The sequence below is a fragment of the Streptococcus sp. HMSC073D05 genome (assembly GCF_001812015.1).
In the GTDB taxonomy this organism is placed as follows: Bacteria; Bacillota; Bacilli; order Lactobacillales; family Streptococcaceae; genus Streptococcus; species Streptococcus parasanguinis_D.
On record NZ_KV807483.1, the window covers coordinates 179,459 to 198,221 of the forward strand.

Annotated in this window: 16 protein-coding genes; 14 read left to right on the forward strand and 2 right to left on the reverse strand. The window is 45.2% G+C overall.

Annotated elements, in window-relative coordinates; all coding sequences use genetic code 11:
• Window positions 1–3 precede the first annotated feature (3 nt).
• The 9 genes from HMPREF2832_RS02085 (at window position 4) to HMPREF2832_RS02125 (ending at window position 10,775) form a co-directional block, all read left to right on the forward strand.
• On the forward strand, window positions 4–741 hold the full coding sequence (locus HMPREF2832_RS02085) for a hypothetical protein (protein ID WP_070505368.1): 738 nt from the start codon (window positions 4–6) through the stop codon (window positions 739–741).
• A 690-nt stretch (window positions 742–1,431) separates the two neighbouring features.
• Window positions 1,432–3,654: a polyribonucleotide nucleotidyltransferase gene (gene pnp, locus HMPREF2832_RS02090; RefSeq protein ID WP_070505370.1), complete on the forward strand. Its 2,223-nt coding sequence runs from the start codon at window positions 1,432–1,434 to the stop codon at window positions 3,652–3,654.
• 24 nt (window positions 3,655–3,678) lie between these two features.
• Window positions 3,679–4,296, forward strand: a complete 618-nt coding sequence (gene cysE / locus HMPREF2832_RS02095) for a serine O-acetyltransferase (protein ID WP_003018264.1) — start codon at window positions 3,679–3,681, stop codon at window positions 4,294–4,296.
• Window positions 4,297–4,308: 12 nt separating this feature from the next.
• Window positions 4,309–5,175 carry a GNAT family N-acetyltransferase gene (locus tag HMPREF2832_RS02100; RefSeq protein ID WP_070505372.1) on the forward strand — a complete coding sequence of 289 codons (867 nt, stop codon included), beginning with the start codon at window positions 4,309–4,311 and terminating at the stop codon, window positions 5,173–5,175.
• A gap of 20 nt (window positions 5,176–5,195) precedes the next feature.
• Complete coding sequence (gene cysS, locus HMPREF2832_RS02105; RefSeq protein ID WP_070505373.1) at window positions 5,196–6,539, forward strand: cysteine--tRNA ligase; 1,344 nt, start codon at window positions 5,196–5,198, stop codon at window positions 6,537–6,539.
• Complete coding sequence (locus HMPREF2832_RS02110) at window positions 6,532–6,930, forward strand: Mini-ribonuclease 3 (RefSeq protein WP_070505375.1); 399 nt, start codon at window positions 6,532–6,534, stop codon at window positions 6,928–6,930. Before cysS ends, HMPREF2832_RS02110 begins: the two co-directional genes overlap by 8 nt.
• Complete coding sequence (locus HMPREF2832_RS02115) at window positions 6,927–7,787, forward strand: helix-turn-helix domain-containing protein (protein WP_049516411.1); 861 nt, start codon at window positions 6,927–6,929, stop codon at window positions 7,785–7,787. Before HMPREF2832_RS02110 ends, HMPREF2832_RS02115 begins: the two co-directional genes overlap by 4 nt.
• A 124-nt stretch (window positions 7,788–7,911) precedes the next feature.
• Window positions 7,912–9,042: an ABC transporter ATP-binding protein gene (locus HMPREF2832_RS02120; RefSeq protein WP_003010064.1), complete on the forward strand. Its 1,131-nt coding sequence runs from the start codon at window positions 7,912–7,914 to the stop codon at window positions 9,040–9,042.
• Window positions 9,043–9,107: 65 nt separating this feature from the next.
• Complete coding sequence (locus tag HMPREF2832_RS02125) at window positions 9,108–10,775, forward strand: alpha-glucosidase (RefSeq protein ID WP_070505377.1); 1,668 nt, start codon at window positions 9,108–9,110, stop codon at window positions 10,773–10,775.
• 327 nt (window positions 10,776–11,102) lie between these two features.
• Here the strand turns inward: HMPREF2832_RS02125 and HMPREF2832_RS02130 are convergent, their stop codons facing one another.
• Window positions 11,103–14,324, reverse strand: coding sequence for an LPXTG-anchored zinc carboxypeptidase (locus tag HMPREF2832_RS02130; RefSeq protein WP_070505378.1), 3,222 nt, complete (start codon window positions 14,322–14,324; stop codon window positions 11,103–11,105).
• A 116-nt stretch (window positions 14,325–14,440) separates the two neighbouring features.
• Window positions 14,441–15,403: an aromatic acid exporter family protein gene (locus tag HMPREF2832_RS02135; protein WP_049487803.1), complete on the reverse strand. Its 963-nt coding sequence runs from the start codon at window positions 15,401–15,403 to the stop codon at window positions 14,441–14,443.
• Between the two features lie 96 nt (window positions 15,404–15,499).
• On the opposite strand from HMPREF2832_RS02135, the gene rlmB reads away from it, so the two are divergent.
• The 5 genes from rlmB (at window position 15,500) to rpsI (ending at window position 18,632) form a co-directional block, all read left to right on the forward strand.
• On the forward strand, window positions 15,500–16,228 hold the full coding sequence (gene rlmB / locus HMPREF2832_RS02140; RefSeq protein WP_003010074.1) for a 23S rRNA (guanosine(2251)-2'-O)-methyltransferase RlmB: 729 nt from the start codon (window positions 15,500–15,502) through the stop codon (window positions 16,226–16,228).
• An 18-nt stretch (window positions 16,229–16,246) separates the two neighbouring features.
• A complete protein-coding gene (locus tag HMPREF2832_RS02145; RefSeq protein WP_070505380.1) occupies window positions 16,247–16,759 on the forward strand; it encodes an NYN domain-containing protein in 513 nt (170 codons plus the stop codon).
• On the forward strand, window positions 16,759–17,622 hold the full coding sequence (locus HMPREF2832_RS02150; protein ID WP_070505382.1) for a DegV family protein: 864 nt from the start codon (window positions 16,759–16,761) through the stop codon (window positions 17,620–17,622). The genes HMPREF2832_RS02145 and HMPREF2832_RS02150 overlap by 1 nt, the downstream gene beginning before the upstream one ends.
• Window positions 17,623–17,774: 152 nt before the next feature.
• Window positions 17,775–18,221 carry a 50S ribosomal protein L13 gene (gene rplM, locus HMPREF2832_RS02155; protein WP_002876943.1) on the forward strand — a complete coding sequence of 149 codons (447 nt, stop codon included), beginning with the start codon at window positions 17,775–17,777 and terminating at the stop codon, window positions 18,219–18,221.
• Window positions 18,222–18,239: 18 nt separating this feature from the next.
• Window positions 18,240–18,632: a 30S ribosomal protein S9 gene (gene rpsI, locus HMPREF2832_RS02160; protein WP_002893764.1), complete on the forward strand. Its 393-nt coding sequence runs from the start codon at window positions 18,240–18,242 to the stop codon at window positions 18,630–18,632.
• The last annotated feature ends 131 nt before the right edge of the window (window positions 18,633–18,763 follow it).

Consider the following 18,763-nt stretch of genomic DNA (forward strand, 5'->3'; position numbering starts at 1 on the left):
AACATGAAAAAAATTGGAACATATTTACTAGCTGCAGCCCTCTTGCTTTCCCTAGCAGCTTGCGCTCCAAAACGCTATGAGCGTAAGCACAGTCCGGTAGGAGCTTCATCGGTCAAAAAATCATCTGACAAAGCCCAAGAAAAAGAGCAAACAGAAGAAGCTAAGTCAGATGAACATGATAAAGAAGCCATTGGAACCTTGTCAAAAGCAGACCAAGCGGATATCTACTCGATCATTGAAAACAGTGCGTCTTTGACCTATTCACTTCAGGTGCAACCGACTCGTTTGCTGGAGTTGAACAATGATCACAGTGCAGTTGAAGGCTACTCGCAAGACATGTTCATTGATTACTTCAATACCTACACGCCAGAAACCTATAATTTACAAGATATCATTGATAAATTGAATGCTGAAGAGATCTCGGACTCTATCCGTAGTCTGTCACAAGACCAGTTGATCCAACTAACAAATGAAAAGAAAGATGGCTGGATCTATTCGACAAAAGACAAGGCCTTTTACGAAATTGTATCTGGTGGTCGTGGCGGAGCGATGCCACCGATGGAAATTCCTTCACCGGATGAATGGGTGATCAATGAAGATTCAGTTGAAGTGACAACGACCATCCAAGGAACTTCCGATCCATACAGACGTTTTGTCTTGAAACGCAACAACAAGAATTACAAGGGTGGAACCCACAAAACACGCTTTTATGTCGACAGCACTGAATTCGCGAAATCTTAAAAATAAATAGAAGCTATACCTGGATCTAAAATTTTTATATAGGTCTCTTGGAAGATTCGCAGAAAAAGGCCCTTAAAGCCTTTTTCTTTTGGGCTTGAATATGTTAAAATAAAAGGTATACGTGCTTGGATACAAAGATGAGGATATAACATACAGATGGGCTGTCGAAATTCCTATCTCGTTGAGATGGGTGGCCTGGGTATCTTGAGTAATTGAATTTTGGCCTCATTTCTTAGGAAAAAAGATCAGCTTCCTAGCACTCATCGAGTGTGGCGTCACCTTCCTATTTTTCTACAGAAATGTTCGGCAAGCCGAACCGTCCAAAATATCTTGAGTAATTGAACCCGCCTACAACTCTGTGGAAAAAGATAAATCTACCTAGGAGCGTTCGCTCCGTCGTTCGATTTTCTATTTTCCTTTGAGTTGCTTAACGGCTTGGTATCTTGATAGTTGAACACGGGCTAAATCCCTAGTGAAAAAGATAGATTTCCTAGTGTGCGTGGCACACTGCGTCAATCTATGCTATCATGCGTAATTGAACCCGGCCGAAAAGCTGTGTAAAAAAGATAAACTGTCTTGTCTTCATCGAAGACTTCGCCAGTTTCCTATTTTTACTTTGCTTTTTGCGGCCTTAGTATCTTGATCTTTGTAGGCAAGTCGTATAATTTTATCAATCCAAAGGGGATTACAATGACAAAACAAGTGTTTCAAACGACTTTTGCGGGTCGTGAGTTAATCGTAGAGACTGGCCAGGTTGCCAAGCAAGCAAATGGCGCTGTTGTCGTGCGTTACGGGGAGTCAACTGTCTTGACGGCAGCTGTCATGTCTAAGAAGATGGCAACTGGGGATTTCTTCCCACTTCAAGTCAACTACGAAGAAAAAATGTATGCGGCTGGGAAATTTCCTGGTGGCTTTATGAAACGGGAAGGTCGTCCTTCTACAGATGCGACTTTGACAGCGCGTTTGATTGACCGTCCGATCCGTCCAATGTTTGCGGAAGGTTTCCGTAACGAAGTGCAAGTCATCAACACAGTCCTTTCTTACGATGAAAATGCATCTGCCCCAATGGCAGCTATGTTTGGTTCATCCTTGGCCTTGTCTATCTCAGATATTCCGTTTGACGGACCTATCGCTGGGGTACAAGTGGGCTATGTTGACGGAGAAATCGTCATCAACCCTACTCAAGAACAAGCAGAGCAATCGCTTCTTGAATTGACAGTAGCTGGTACCAAGCACGCTATCAACATGGTAGAGTCTGGTGCCAAAGAATTGTCAGAAGAAATCATGTTGGAAGCTCTTCTTAAAGGGCACGAAGCCGTTAAAGAATTGATTGCCTTCCAAGAAGAAATCGTTGCGGCAGTTGGGAAAGAAAAAGCAGAAGTGGAATTGCTTCATGTAGATGCTGACTTGCAGGCTGAAATCATCGCAGCCTACAACAGTGACCTTCAAAAAGCGGTTCAAGTTGAAGAAAAATTGGCGCGTGAAGCTGCAACTCAAGCAGTCAAAGACCAAGTCACAGCAGTTTACGAAGAAAAATATGCCGACCACGAAGAATTTGACCGCATCATGCGGGACGTGGCTGAAATCTTGGAACAAATGGAACACGCAGAAGTGCGCCGTTTGATTACAGAAGACAAGGTTCGTCCGGATGGTCGTAAGGTCGATGAAATTCGTCCTTTGGATGCACAAGTCGACTACCTTCCTCGCGTACACGGTTCTGGACTCTTTACACGTGGACAAACGCAAGCCCTTTCTGTCTTGACCTTGGCACCAATGGGTGAAACGCAAATCATCGATGGTTTGGATCCTGAGTACAAGAAACGCTTTATGCACCACTATAACTTCCCTCAATACTCGGTTGGTGAAACAGGTCGTTATGGTGCGCCTGGTCGTCGTGAAATTGGTCACGGTGCTCTTGGTGAGCGTGCCCTTGCTCAAGTATTGCCAAGCTTGGAAGAATTCCCATATGCCATCCGTTTGGTAGCAGAAGTATTGGAATCAAATGGTTCTTCATCTCAAGCCTCTATCTGTGCGGGAACACTTGCCCTTATGGCTGGTGGTGTGCCAATCAAGGCCCCAGTAGCTGGTATTGCCATGGGTCTGATCTCAGATGGAAATAACTATACAGTATTGACCGATATCCAAGGTTTGGAAGACCACTTTGGAGATATGGACTTCAAGGTTGCTGGAACTCGTGACGGGATCACAGCCCTTCAAATGGATATCAAGATCCAAGGGATTACTGCAGAAATCTTGACAGAAGCGCTTGCCCAAGCCAAGAAAGCTCGTTTTGAAATCCTTGATGTGATTGAAGCAACGATTCCAGAAGTGCGTCCAGAATTGGCACCAACTGCTCCAAAAATTGATACCATCAAGATTGATGTCGACAAGATCAAGATTGTCATCGGTAAGGGTGGAGAAACCATCGATAAGATCATCGCTGAAACAGGTGTTAAGATTGATATCGACGAAGAAGGGAACGTATCGATCTATTCGAGCGACCAAGATGCGATTAACCGTGCCAAGGAAATCATTGCTGGTTTGGTTCGTGAAGCCAAAGTGGATGAAGTCTACCATGCCAAAGTGGTGCGGATCGAGAAATTCGGAGCCTTTGTCAACCTCTTTGACAAGACGGATGCCCTCGTTCATATCTCTGAAATGGCTTGGACGCGCACCAACCGTGTCGAAGACTTGGTAGCGATTGGCGATGAAGTGGATGTTAAGATTATCAAGATTGACGAAAAAGGTCGTGTCGATGCTTCTATGAAGGCACTATTGCCACGTCCGCCAAAACCTGAACATTCAGAAGAAAAAGGTGAAAAGGGTCCTCGTCATGGCGATCGTCCTCGTCACCACAATAAAGACCACAAACCTAAAAAAGACTTTACCATTACACAAAAAGATTCAGAATAAGCATTAGAAAAGGAGGAGCACGGTATGGGATGGTGGCGTGAAACCATCAATATTGTAAAAGAAAATGACCCAGCAGCGCGTACCTCGCTGGAGGTCCTTTTGACCTATCCGGGAGTCAAAGCACTGGCAGCTCACCGTGTTTCCCACTTTTTGTGGAACCATGGTTTTAAGCTCTTGGCGCGGATGCACAGCCAATTCTGGCGTTTTTGGACCCAGATTGAGATCCATCCAGGTGCGACCATTGCTTCTGGTGTCTTTATCGACCATGGAGCGGGCCTCGTTATCGGGGAAACAGCCATTGTTGAAAAAGGCGTTATGCTCTACCACGGGGTGACCCTTGGGGGAACAGGAAAGGATGTCGGCAAACGCCATCCCACGGTACGTGAAGGAGCCTTAGTCTCCGCTCATGCCCAAGTCATCGGCCCAGTGGAAATCGGAGCCAAGGCCAAAGTCGGAGCAGGAGCTGTCGTGGTCTCAGATGTACCAAGTGATGTGACCGTTGTCGGTGTTCCTGCCAAGATCGTGCGGGTGCACGGTCGAAAAGACGAACCGGTTATTCACCAAGAAGAAGAAAAACGGGAATACTACATGAACAAGCTGGAGCATGCTAAGGAAGCTAGCCATCGGTCTTCGAGCTTGTAAGGAGATCGCTACGTGATTCAATCAACCAATACATTGAATGACCACCAACTACTGCAAGCAAAGGCCCTTATTGCCATCTGTCAGAACTATGACGGAACGTTTCGGGATCCTTATCTCTCCAATATGCTCAATTTTGATCCCTATATGCCCGCCTTTTTCCTTTATTACGAAAAAGGTGAACTTGTTGGCCTATTAACCGTCTATGCAGATGACCAAGATGTGGAAGTAGCGATCCTGGTCCACCCTAATCACCGTCGGCAGGGAATTGCGCGTGCTTTGTATGGAAGTTTTGAGAAAGAAACGGCATCTTATCCAATTGAGTCTGTGACTTTTCAGACAGAGCGTATTTTTCTAGAGAATCATCCTGATTTTGCCAGCAATTGGGGACTGGTTGAGGATGACGAAACAGAAACCTGGTTAGGACGTGATCGAACCGCTTATGCATTAGATTCCCGTTCGGATGTCGATGTGCTCTTGGCAGAACCTTCTTATCTTGAAGCCATTGCCCAGCTCCACCACCAAACCTTTTCAGATGAAGTGGAAGCACCAGAAGTGAGCCACAGATACATTTCGGAGGCCTTGAAGGATCCTGATAGTCTGCTGTACATATTACTCAAAGAAGGTCAAGTGATTGGTGTTTGTACGGTCGATGTGTCTGGAAAATACAATTACCTTTATGGACTTGCGATTGCTGAAGTCTATCGTGGGCAAGGCTATGGAAGCTATTTGGCAAAATCTCTCGTCAACCAACTCATTGAACAAAATGACAAGGAGTTTCAGATTGCCGTGGAAGACAGCAATGTAGGTGCCAAACGTTTGTATGAAAAGATTGGCTTTGTCAAACAGACTCAGGTGGTTTATTTGAAGCCAAAAGAGTAGAAACAGAAAGGAAATGAAGCGTGTTAAAAATTTATGATACCATGTCTCGTGATTTGCGAGAATTTGTCCCCATCGAGGAAGGGAAGGTCCGCATGTATGTTTGTGGGCCAACGGTTTACAACTATATCCACGTTGGGAATGCCCGTTCAACGGTAGCCTTTGACACGATTCGTCGCTACTTTGAGTATCGTGGCTACGAAGTTGCCTATATTTCCAACTTTACCGATGTGGATGATAAGATCATCAACCGTGCCAAGGAAGAAGGCATTACTCCTCAGGAAGTGGCGGATAAGTACATCGCAGCCTTTCGTGAAGATGTGACGGCTCTTGGGGTCAAGCCTGCAACCCGCCACCCTCGTGTGGTTGAGTTTATGGATGACATCATTCGCTTTGTTACCGACTTGATCGAAAAAGGCTATGCCTATGAGAGCCAAGGCGATGTCTATTTCCGTGTGGAAAAATCCCATAACTATGCTAAGTTAGCCAATAAAACTTTGGAAGACCTAGAGCTAGGAGCTTCTGGTCGGACAGATGAAGAAACAGCCCGCAAGGAAAATCCAGTCGATTTTGCCCTCTGGAAAGCTGCCAAACCAGGTGAAGTTTCTTGGGAAAGCCCTTGGGGACCTGGTCGTCCGGGTTGGCACATTGAGTGTTCGGTCATGTCAACGGGGATTTTAGGCGATACCATTGATATCCACGGTGGTGGAGCTGACCTTGAGTTTCCGCACCATACCAATGAAATTGCCCAGTCAGAGGCTAAAACTGGTCAAACCTTTGCCAACTACTGGATGCACAATGGCTTTGTCAATATTGACAATGTCAAGATGTCCAAGTCTTTGGGCAACTTTATCACTGTGCATGATGCACTCAAGACCATTGATGGCCAAGTGCTTCGCTTCTTCTTTGCGACCCAGCACTACCGCAAGCCCATTAACTTCACAGAAAAAGCGGTACGCGATGCGGAGACCAACCTTAAGTATTTGAAAAATACCTATGAGCAACCTTTCGCCGGAGAAGTGGATCCAGCAGACTTACAAAACTTTGTGGACAAGTTTATTGCGGCTATGGATGAAGATATCAATGCCGCAAACGGAATCACTGTCGTCTTTGAATTGGCTAAATGGATCAACTCAGGTCACTACGACCAAGACGTCAAAGATGCCTTGGCAAAGATGTTAGAAGTCTTTGGAGTGGTCTTTGTTGAAGAAGTTTTGGATGCGGATATTGAAGCCTTGATCGCTGAACGTCAGGAAGCACGGGCTAAGAAAGATTTTGCGCGAGCAGATGCGATTCGCGATGAATTGGCTGCGCAAGGAATCAAGCTCTTGGATACAAAAGAAGGTGTAAGGTGGACACGTGATTGATGTCAATCTAATCAATGGGATCGCCCTTGCCTTTGAAGGGGATGCGGTCTATTCCATGTATATTCGCAGGCACCTAATTTTTCAAGGGATGACCAAGCCCAATAAGCTTCACCAGACTGCAACCTGCTACGTCTCTGCTAGAGCTCAGGCTAGCTTGATTGAAAGCATGCTGGAGCAAGAAATTCTGACAGAAAAAGAGTTGGAGATCTACAAGCGCGGTCGCAATACCAATAGCCATACCAAGGCCAAAAATGCGGATGTCGTGACCTATCGGATGTCGACGGGCTTTGAGGCTGTCATGGGCTATCTCCATATGACGGGGGAGCTCTCTCGGCTAGAAGAGCTGATTGACTGGTGCATCCAGCAAGTAGAAGAAGGAAGAAAGCAGTGAAAAATATCAGAGAGTGGTTTCCTCATGCAGAGGTGACGGATCAAGCCAATCCACCAGCTGGTTATGTAGCCATTCCCCTTCAGGCTCATCAATGGTTGCTGCTGAAGGAAGAAGAGCTAACCGAACGAGAAAAACAATTGATTTCCTGGTTGGGCGGTGAAGAAGAGGTTGCCCCTAATCCTTGGTACCAGTACCTGATCGATGGAAAGGGAGAAGCCCCTCAAGTCATCAAAAAAATGCAGCTTGTCTATTGCCACATTTCGCATTCGACAGCGGAAGGGACGGCTTCTTGGCTAGAGATGATGCAGACACTTTTGCCCAACTTCCGAGCAACCTTGCAACTGAGCGGACAAGATTATGTGCTCATTCTGGACCAAGACCAGTCTTTACCTGTGGCCGATATCTTAAAAGATACCGTCTCTGCCATGGAGTATGACTTCAATATTCGTTTATCTATCTTGGTCGGGCAAGTATGGACCGAGTCTAAAGACGGGAAAGTGTCTCCGGTCATCCGAGCAGAACGGGCGGTCTTTCGAGCCTGGATTCGAGAAGGCCATCAAGGTGTCTATCGCTTTTCTCAACTCTATCTATGGGGAATCGAGCAGGCAGATTTAGATCTCACTCCAATCAAGGCAAGCTTGCATCAGTTGATTGAAAGTCAAGATCAATTGCAAGACATCATTGTTGCTCTTTGGGACAATGGGGCAGTCGTCACCAAGGCCGCCCAGCAACTCTATCTCCACCGCAATTCGCTCCAATATAAGATTGACAAGTGGGAGGAGTTGACGGGTCTTCAGTTGAAAAATCTGACAGATCTAGCCCTGTGCTATCATTTAGTTTTACAAGATGTGATTTAAACGGAATCAATCCAGAGTTTTGTGCAACTTGCACAAAACTCTTTTTCTTTTTTGTGAGACTTGCCATAGATTTGTAAAACGTTTTCATTTACAATAGAACTATAAAAATCAAAGGAGTACCATCATGGTAGAATTGAATCTTAGTCACATTTATAAAAAATATCCAAATAGCGAACATTACTCAGTTGAAGACTTCAACTTGGACATCAAAGACAAAGAATTTATCGTTTTCGTAGGTCCTTCAGGATGTGGTAAATCAACGACTCTTCGTATGATCGCTGGTCTTGAAGACATCACAGAAGGTGAATGTTCGATCGATGGCACTGTTGTAAACAACGTGGCACCTAAAGACCGTGATATCGCCATGGTATTCCAAAACTACGCTCTTTACCCACACATGACTGTGTACGATAACATGGCCTTTGGTTTGAAATTGCGTAAATACAGCAAGGAAGATATCGACAAACGTGTACAAGAAGCAGCTGAAATCCTTGGCTTGAAAGAATTCTTGGATCGTAAACCAGCTGACCTTTCTGGTGGTCAACGTCAACGTGTGGCCATGGGTCGTGCCATTGTCCGTGATGCAAAAGTGTTCTTGATGGACGAACCTTTGTCAAACTTGGATGCTAAACTTCGTGTATCCATGCGTGCTGAAATTGCGAAAATCCACCGTCGTATCGGAGCTACAACAATCTACGTAACCCACGACCAAACAGAAGCGATGACATTGGCTGACCGTATCGTTATTATGTCTGCTACTAAAAACCCAGCTGGTACAGGTACTATCGGACGTGTAGAACAAATCGGTACTCCGCAAGAAGTGTATAAGAACCCTGTGAATAAATTCGTAGCTGGATTCATCGGAAGCCCTGCCATGAACTTCATTAACGTGAAGTTGGAAGGTGGACACATCGTTGCCAATGGATTGAATTTGAAAGTTCCAGAAGGTGCTTTGAAAGTCTTGAAAGAAAAAGGCTATGATGGTAAAGAATTGATCTTTGGTATCCGTCCAGAAGACGTGAATACAGAAGCTGCTTTCCTTGAAACTTTCCCAGAATCAGTCGTGAAAGCAACCATCTCAGTGTCTGAGTTGCTCGGTTCTGAATCTCACTTGTACTGCCAAGTTGGTGACAACGAATTTATCGCAAAAGTAGATGCGCGTGACTACCTTGGAACTGGTGAAACCATCGAACTTGGATTTGACTTGAACAAAGCTCACTTCTTCGATAAAGAAACTGAAAAAACAGTATACTAATACCTACTGACACTATGGAGACTGAGATGATTTGTCTCGGTCTCTTTCATTTAAGGAGACAAGACATGGAAAAAGATTGGTGGAAGGGGAAGGTCGCTTACCAGATTTACCCAAAAAGCTTTAAAGATAGCAATGGTGATGGCGTTGGGGATTTGAAAGGAATCACGAAGAAACTCGATTACCTTCAAAACTTAGGAATTGACATTCTCTGGTTATCGCCTATTTACAAGAGTCCGTTTATTGACCAGGGCTATGATATTTCAGACTACTATGCCATTGATCCTATTTTTGGAACTATGGAAGATATGGAGGAGCTAATTGCTGAAGGTAAGAAGCGGGGCATTTCTATCATTATGGACTTGGTGGTTAACCACTGCTCCAGTCATCACGAGTGGTTCCAAAAAGCTCTATCAGATCCAGATGGCCCTTATGCAGATTACTTTTATTTCATCGAAAGTGACAAGGAACCCAACAACTGGGAAAGTTACTTTGGAGGCAGTGTCTGGGAACCAGTTCCTGGCACCAACAAATACTATCTCCATTCTTATCACAAGGATCAGCCAGACCTTAATTGGCAAAATCCTGTCTTGCGCGAAGAAATTTACAAGATGATCAACTGGTGGTTGGACAAGGGAATTGCGGGCTTTAGGATCGATGCTATTATCAATATCAAAAAAGATCTAGAATGGCGTTCGCTTCCGTCTGATCGCGAAAATGGCTTGGTCCCAGTACTGGAGTCTCTAGTGAATGCCCAATCGATTGAACCTTTCTTGCAAGAGTTAAATGAGCGAACCTTCGCCAAGTACAATGCCTTCACAGTTGGGGAAGTGTTCAATGAAACCGACGAAGAATTGCATTTCTTCATTGGAAAAGACGGTGTCTTTTCTTCTATCTTTGACTTCAAGCAAACCTGCTTAGGGCAGGAAGGAAAGGGCTGGTTTGACCATACTCTTCCAACAGCGGAAGAACTTAAGGAAAGTATTTTCCAAGCGCATGAGCGCGCAGATAGGATTGGTGTTCTCTCGACCATCATCGAAAACCACGACGAACCTCGAGGGGTGTCCCATTATATTGCGGAAGGTCCAGTCAACGATACCAGTAAAAAAGCTCTGGGAACCATTCAAATCTTGCGTAAGGGAATTCCGTTTATCTACCAAGGCCAAGAAATTGGGATGGAAAACCAAGTATTTGAATCGGTGGAGGACTTTGATGATATCGCGACCATCAATGGCTACCATGTGGCGAAAGAAGCTGGCTTGAGCGAGGAAGAAGCCTTGGCAGCAATTGCCAACTACAGCCGGGACAATGCACGGACACCCATGCAGTGGTCAGCAGAGCCAGGTCTGGGCTTTAGCGATGGAACAGCCTGGTTGATCAGTCCCAAACCAGATGTTGCCATCAATGTGGAAGACCAGGAAAAGGATCCAAATTCCATCTTGAATTATTACCGTCAGCTGACAGCCTTGTATCGCCATCCCCTTTATGGAAATACCATTCGGTTTGGAGATATGATTCCAGCGTATCGGGACCGTGAAAACATCATCGCCTTTGAACGCCGTGGGGACAAGCGTCTCTTGGTGATCAGCAATTTCCAAAATCGCCAGGCCACCTTGGAGTTGCCAGCTCCGATTAAAACGGTCGTTTTAAATAATACAGCAGGATTATTCCAAGAAGGAGACCAAGTGCTCGAATTGACCCCTTACCAAACTGTTGTGTTGGAATTGGTGGAATAAGGAGAAACTTTGCATCAGTATTAGGATTTAATGTAGAATAGTATTTTCATTAAATATTCTGGAGAAATTAATAAAAGTTTTCTATACTTTAGAATCAATCAAGTATAAACTGAAACTTTCCGCTGTGAGAAAAGTGTTTGAAACATTATTGTTTCAAACACTCGGGAGTTTTGAGACCTTAGGCTCAAAACTAAGTCATGGAACTTCGAAGAAGTTCGCTGACGTCCGTACTCACCTAAGGAAAGTTTTGAAAGATAGTTTAGATCCAAAAAGAACCTTCGCATCTGCAAAGGTTCTTTTCATGTCATCCAAGTCTAAACCTGGAACTTACTCAACTTCTTTCTTTTTCAAGAGGAGGAAGCCTCCGCTAACGGCTAGCAAGAAGCCTGAAAGAATGAAGTGCGCAGTTGTGTCTTCTCCAGTTTTTGGCAATTGTGCCTTGGCTGGACTTTCTTGGAAGCTTTGTCCTACTTGGTAAGTCAAGGCTTGCACACTTTCTTCATTTTTAGTTGTCATTTCTTTTTGTGGAAGGAGGACTTTAGGAGTATCCTTCTTGGCTAAGATTGGCTGTGGATTGGTTGTTTGGTTATGAATTGGAACCACCACTTGATCTGGTTCTTTAGCTGGAACGTAATCCATCAAGCTTGCTAACTTGCTGCCAAAGATCGCATTGGTTACCCAGCGGAAGAAGTGGACAGGGTGTTGACGGTTGGTTGGATTTCCTGCATAGACAAAGAGAGGTTGTCCCATCAGTTCTCCAGAGATGGCCATGACTTTGTTGGCTAGCACATCATTATGTGGCCACCAACCTGCAATATAATAATCACTCGGAGCGATGCTCATCAAGGTCTTGAAATGCTCTGGAACCTTTTCAATCCAGTTTCCTGAGTTGGAGTAGAAGAGGGTATTCTTCTTGTATCCGCTGGTCAATGGATCCTGGTCATCAATGATCGCTTTCATCAAGCCTTCGTAGTCACTACCGCCTTTTAATTTTTCAGCGTCAAATCCTGTAAGAACTCCCAATTTTTCCAATTTTTGCATGGCTTCCCCACCAATGACAAGGGTTGGTTTCTTGCCAAAAATGGAAGCATCAAAGCGGTTGCTTTCCAAAATAACAACATCCGCTTCTTCTGGCGTATTGACGATTTGGAAGCCTAATTTTTCAAGGACCAGACTAGTATGAGCAGGCGCATCTACTCCAGCCCAATTATAGTGGTAGTTCGGAGAGTAGACCTTCATCGGTTTCAAGGTTGGTCCGCTTGGCACCTTGTAGAGGGCATCCCCATAAATGGCATAGTTTGGCAGGAGAGAAGCAAAGGTATCGCGGTCAACGATGTAGCCATCGTCTGTTAGGTAGACGGATTTTCCTTGCGCGATGGCCTGGTTAACAGCTTTAACGGCACTGGCTGAGGTATTTGCGATCACATAGTAAGGAGCTTTTGGATCGATCTCAGAGGTACGAGTCGCGCGGGTGGTAGTAACTTCTCCTAATTTTCCATTGAAAAGACCGTCCGCAAAGACAGGTTCGGACTTGAACCCTCTCATATCTGGGAAGTTGACTAGCAACTCTGCGTACATAGCAGCCCAGGCAGATTCGTTGGAGCCCTTGTAGAGAATGTGGTTGGCATAGCCACGTTTGGCTTGGGCCATGTCAATGACTAAGTCCCCCTTTTTATAGTTGCCAATATCTTCTTTGAGTTCCTTGACGAGGACACCATTGCGTTTGAAGTAGTCGATCATATTGAAGGCTTCTTGGGCATCGTTGTCTTTGTCGAGGCTCATTGGGATGACGTAGTAGTCTGGGAAGAATTTCGGACGACCATTTTTCACACGTCCAACGATTTCTCCATTTGGGCCGACCAGTTCATTTTCAGCTTTTGGATCTTCGGTTTTATTGAGACCGCGCAGGTAGAAGTTGAGACGCATCTCAAGGAGACGGTCCGGATCTTGGTTGAGGAAGTCAATCCCTCCTAGAACAGCATTGCGACCTGCTTTGTAGGATTCTTCATTTCCTTCTGGAATTTCAATGGTATGGCCTAAGATACCATGGTAGACAGCATATACCCCTGTATAGCCAGAGAAGGAGTCATCCCAGCCATCGCCCCAATCCAGTTTTGGAATGATGTAACTATTGTATTTAGAATTGGCAACTCCTGCCCGTCCCATATGATGGGCATTTTCTAGCATCAGGTCTGACAGAAGATCGTATTCGAAGTTCGGATCATGTGGTGGCGTTGCAGGTTCGATTAAGAATTCTTTGACAAAACCGTGTAAGTCGTAGAGAGCGATCGGATTCCATTTGTTGATCATTTGGATAACCGTGCGAACTTCAGGGTTGGTTTGGTAGCTGGCATCCCGGTTTGGATCGAGCCCGTTTGCTAGGGCCCGCAGGTTGAGAGCATCCCCATCTGGGTTTTCCGTGAAGTCAAATAAGAAGATGAATTTATTGAGCAAGGTTGGAATATCTAGCGTTACAGTTTTAGCATTTCCAGCTTCATCTGTAGTGTTAAAGGTCACTTTTTCCTTGGTAGCAAAGGTATGAAAGAGGCCAGTGATGATATCAATTCCAGGCTGTTCATCCGCGTGGGTGTTGTGGACTAAGACAGGTAATTTGTAATCCAAGGTCTTGTCTTTTAGTGCGGCCAGCATTTCGCTTGGCTTAGTCAAGGCTGTAGGATTGGTGCTAGAGAGGTAGTGATCGATGCTGGCTTGGTCCTTGCTCACGATCCCCATCTTCATATCCCGGCCTTGGGCACTCTTGCCAAGGGTTTCCAGCTGCACTAAACGATCGGGTTTCGCTTCTTCCTTGGATTTTTCGATAGCAGCTAGCATTTCTTCATGCGTATGGTAGTCTTGGTAAGGTCGAAAAACAAGGGTTTTATTGATGGTCACACCCAAGTCTGCATTGGTTCCGACTAGTTCATGGTTGCCGATGTAGTTGCGATAAGTCCGGCGAATATTATTTGGGCTACGAAGACTGAGATCTTCACCAAAGAGATCCTGCACGTCAATGTGGAGATCCAGATCATTGCCGTTTGCGGTCTCTGTGATAGTGAGGAATGGATCCTTGCTCAGTGTTCCTGTCTCCATATCCCAGGTTTTCCACTCAGAGAGAGGTTTATTGTCTAAGGTCCAGCTGATCTTGCCAGCAGCTTGAGCTTTTTCTTGGACTTTGTCATCAATCGTACTCTTTTCAGAGAGATAAATGGTGCTATCCGCCAATCGAGTCGCTTGGTCAGCGGTTGTTGTAGCACGGGTAGTGCTTGGACTAGCGGTTGGAGCAACTTCTGTAGTAGAAGTCCCATCAGAAGTCGCTGCTCTTTCTGCAGGACTAGCAGGAGTTACTTCTGTGGCTGTAGCGGGACTAGTCGTCTCGGCTGTCACAGGTTGCTCAGTAGCAGGTGTCGCTTCAAGGACCGTGCTTGGTTCCGTTTGAGGAGTTTCTAAGCTATCGGCTGAAGCTTGGCCATGACCGATAACGGAAAGCAAGACAGCCGCTGAGAGACTGAGTGTCGTAGTGTACAAATGTTTCTTATATGAAGACTTCATATAGAAGACCCTCCTTAAAAAAAGTTATTTTCCAGTTCTAGTATACCATTTTAGGAAAGCGTTTACAACGATTACCCTAATAAAGAAGCCTTTGCATCTTGCAAGGGCTTCTCTGTCTATTCTGTTTCCTTATGAAATTGTTGGTAAAAATCAACCTTGATTTGGATAAAAGTTTCTAAGTCTCTTAAGAGTTGGAGCAAGGTGGCGCGTGTTTCGAATTCTTCACGGGTCTTGGGAAGAGGGCGTTCGCGGAAGATCGCCAAATAATGACTAATATCATCTAGAAGATCTTGGGCAGGATTTTCCTGGCTTAACTGTTGAGCCGTCTTCTTAAATAGTTGTGCCAGGATTATGCTTTCACTCGCCGCTAACTGACAGCGATTGACGTTTTCTGCCATATCTCGCAGAATATCGTTTTGCCGCTTGCGCATTTCGAAGTAGTGAATATGGTAGTTGGTTTGGTGAAAGAGGTGGTTGGAATGGTCCAGATAAACTAGCTTCAAAGCATCCTTTAGGATACCATCCAACTCCTTAATCAAGCGAGCATCATTGCGACCATCCCCTTTACCAAGTAATTCCGCAAAACGACCAAGGATCTTCTTTAGTTGGTCTTCAACAACATCATGGTAATGATCGATCGCTCCCTGATTAGAAGGCATATAGAGATTGGCCAGCAAGGCAAAGCTGGTCCCAATTAAAAAGAGAGCAAGTTCATTGAGCAAGAGCCCCCAGGAGGTAGACTGCTCAATCAAGAGGTGGGTAACCAACACCGTACTAGGGGTGATACCGATCTGCCAACCCAATAGAAAGGCACCAGGAACATAGAGAGCGATAAAAACTCCCAGTGCCCAAAGGTTAAATCCTAAAAAGGAAAAGGCGAGACTTCCGATAGCAAGGGCTAGCAAGGTTGACATAAAGCGCTGGTAGGCCTGCTTGATGGTACTGCGACGCGTATCAGAGATACTCAAGATGGCAATGACGCCAGCTGAGATGGCATAGGTCAAGCCCAGAGCATAAGCAAGGGTAGCTGCTAAACAGGTGGCCAAGGTGAGCTTGATGGTTCGTTGAAAAAGAGGCATGGCTTCCTTTCTAGTTATGTTTGTTCATTGAGATAGATTTGATTTCATTATATCATGAATTGGCCTCTTCCTCCTTTCTTGTGGTATACTAGTTCTATGGAAAATAACGATATCGTATACGGTGTCCACGCAGTCACCGAGGCTTTACAAGCCAACACAGGCAATAAATTATATATTCAAGAAGATCTCCGAGGGAAAAATGTCGACAAGATCAAGGCCTTAGCAGCTGAGAAAAAAGTGTCGATTTCTTGGACGCCAAAGAAAACCCTGCAGGAAATGACAGAAGGAGCTGTTCACCAAGGCTTTGTTCTTCGAGTGGCAGCCTTTGCTTACACCGACTTGGCAGCGATTCTGAAACAGACAGCCCAAGAAGAGAACCCGCTTTTATTGATTCTCGATGGCTTAACAGATCCGCACAATCTTGGATCTATCTTGCGGACAGCTGATGCGACCAATGTCTCAGGAGTCATCATTCCTAAGCACCGAGCGGTTGGGGTGACCCCAGTGGTGTCAAAAACTTCTACCGGAGCAGTGGAACACATTCCCATTGCGCGTGTGACCAATCTTAGCCAAACCTTAGACAAGCTAAAGGAAGAGGGCTTCTGGATCTTTGGAACCGACATGAACGGCACGCCATCGCACCAGTGGAATACGGCTGGCAAGTTAGCCTTGATCATTGGCAATGAAGGAAAAGGGATCTCAGCCAACATCAAAAAGCAAGTCGATGAGATGATCACCATTCCCATGAATGGTCATGTGCAAAGCCTCAATGCCAGCGTGGCAGCAGCTATTCTTATGTATGAGGTCTTTCGCAACCGACTATAATCCTAGAAAGGCAATGATATGAAACGAAAAATCTTATTGGTTGACGGCTATAATATGATTGCCTTTTGGCAGGAGACTCGCCAGCTCTTTCAAAAAAGTGAGCTCGATGCAGCTCGCAATATCCTCCTGCAAAAACTGAGTCACTATGCTAGCTTTGAAGGAATCGAAGTCATCTGTGTCTTTGATGCCCAGTATATGCCAGGAGTGCGGCAGACCTATGAGGAGTTCAATGTTCAGGTGGTCTTTACCGGTGAGGATGAGACGGCAGATGACTATATCGAGCGCTTGGCTGCAGAGCTTAACACGCCCCTCCACCAAGTATCGGTCGCAACCAGTGACTTAAATGAACAATGGACCGTCTTTGCTCAAGGAGCTCTTCGGGTATCTGCCAGAGAGTTAGAAAAACGGGTCGCAGTCGTCAAAGGAAACCTTAATCAGGCGCAGCTAGTGGTCAACGATCAAAAACCACCTATGCGACCGCTCGATCACGAAGTATTGCGACAATTACAAGAAATGATGGGAGACAAGTAATGACATTTGCTATTTTAACCGATTCGACCGCAGATTTAGATCAGAACTGGGCCAAGGAACATCAGGTGACCATTCTTGGCTTAACCATTGAGTTAGATGGGACGGTTTACCAGACAGTTGGCCAAGGTCAATTGACCAGCCCAGAGCTTTTAGAAGCTATGAAAAATGGGGCCAAACCGACAACCAGTCAGGTCAATGTGGGCCAATTTCAGGAAACCTTTGAACAATTTGCCAAAGAAGGGAAAGCCGTGCTCTATGTGGCCTTTTCATCAGTCTTATCTGGGACCTACCAGAGTGCAGTCATGGCACGAGACCTGGTTTTAGAAGACTACCCGGAAGCAGTGATCGAGATTGTCGATCCGAAGGCTGCTGGGATTGGAGAGGGATATCTGGTCATGCGGGCAGTAGCTGCGCGTGATGCGGGCCGTTCATTAGCAGAAGCCAAAGAAGAAATCATGGACCTAGCGCCAAAACTGCGGACTTATTTCCTCGTCGATGATCTCTACCACCTCATGCGTGGAGGGCGTCTCTCAAAAAGTGCCGCGATCATGGGAAGTTTGGCCAGCATCAAACCCATTCTCTGGATTGATGCGGAAGGGAAATTAGTGCCCATCAGCAAGGTTCGGGGACGCAAAAAAGCTGTCCGAGAATTACTAGAGCTGATCAAAGCAGATATCGGTGAAAGCACAGCCTTGGTTTCTTATACCAATGATCTAGAAGGAGCAGAAGCACTGAAGAAAGAAATGCTTGCGCTTGAAGGGATCGATGAAGTCCTCGTGATGCCCCTTGGACCAGTCATTTCAGCCCACGTCGGCCCAAATTCCTTGATCGGATTTGTCATTGGAAAAGAAAATCGCAAATAATTTTCCAAATCGGTTGACTTTTATCTTAGAATTTTGATACAATAGTAGGCGGTATTGTTTACCCCATTTGTAAGGCCCCGGAACCTTTCAAATAACTTGCGGACCGGAACATCCGCCCTGTAAACAAAAACGACATTCATATAGGAGAAATCATGAACAAAACTACATTCATGGCTAAACCAGGCCAAGTAGAACGCAAATGGTACGTTGTTGACGCAACTGATGTACCTCTTGGACGCCTTTCAGCAGTTGTTGCTAGCGTGCTTCGCGGAAAAAACAAACCAACATTCACACCTCACACTGATACAGGTGACTTCGTAATCGTTATCAATGCTGAAAAAGTTAAATTGACTGGTAAAAAAGCAACTGATAAGATCTACTACACTCACTCAAACCACCCAGGTGGATTGAAATCAATCTCTGCTGGTGAACTTCGTTCTAAAAATGCAGTTCGTTTAATCGAGAAATCAGTTAAAGGTATGCTTCCACACAATACTCTTGGCCGCGCTCAAGGTATGAAATTGAAAGTATTCGTTGGAGCTGAGCACACTCACGCTGCACAACAACCAGAAGTTCTTGATATTTCAGGACTTATCTAAGGAAAGGAACAATAAAGTATGTCACAAGCACAATATGCAGGTACTGGACGTCGTAAAAACGCTGTTGCACGCGTTCGCCTTGTTCCAGGAACTGGTAAAATCACTGTTAACAAAAAAGATGTTGAAGAGTACATCCCACACGCTGACCTTCGTCTTGTAATCAACCAACCATTCGCAGTTACTTCAACTGCAGGTTCATACGACGTTTTCGTTAACGTTGTAGGTGGTGGTTACGCTGGTCAAGCAGGAGCTATCCGTCACGGTATCGCTCGTGCCCTTCTTCAAGTAGACCCAGACTTCCGCGATTCATTGAAACGCGCAGGACTTCTTACACGTGACTCACGTAAAGTTGAACGTAAGAAACCAGGTCTTAAGAAAGCTCGTAAAGCATCACAATTCTCAAAACGTTAATCAATACGATTATATCAACGTTTCGAAACACTTCATGGTTCACACCATGGAGTGTTTTTTTGATGATTTTTAGCAAAATTCACACCACTTTTCACACCAAATTCACACCATTACTTTTTAAGATTACGAAA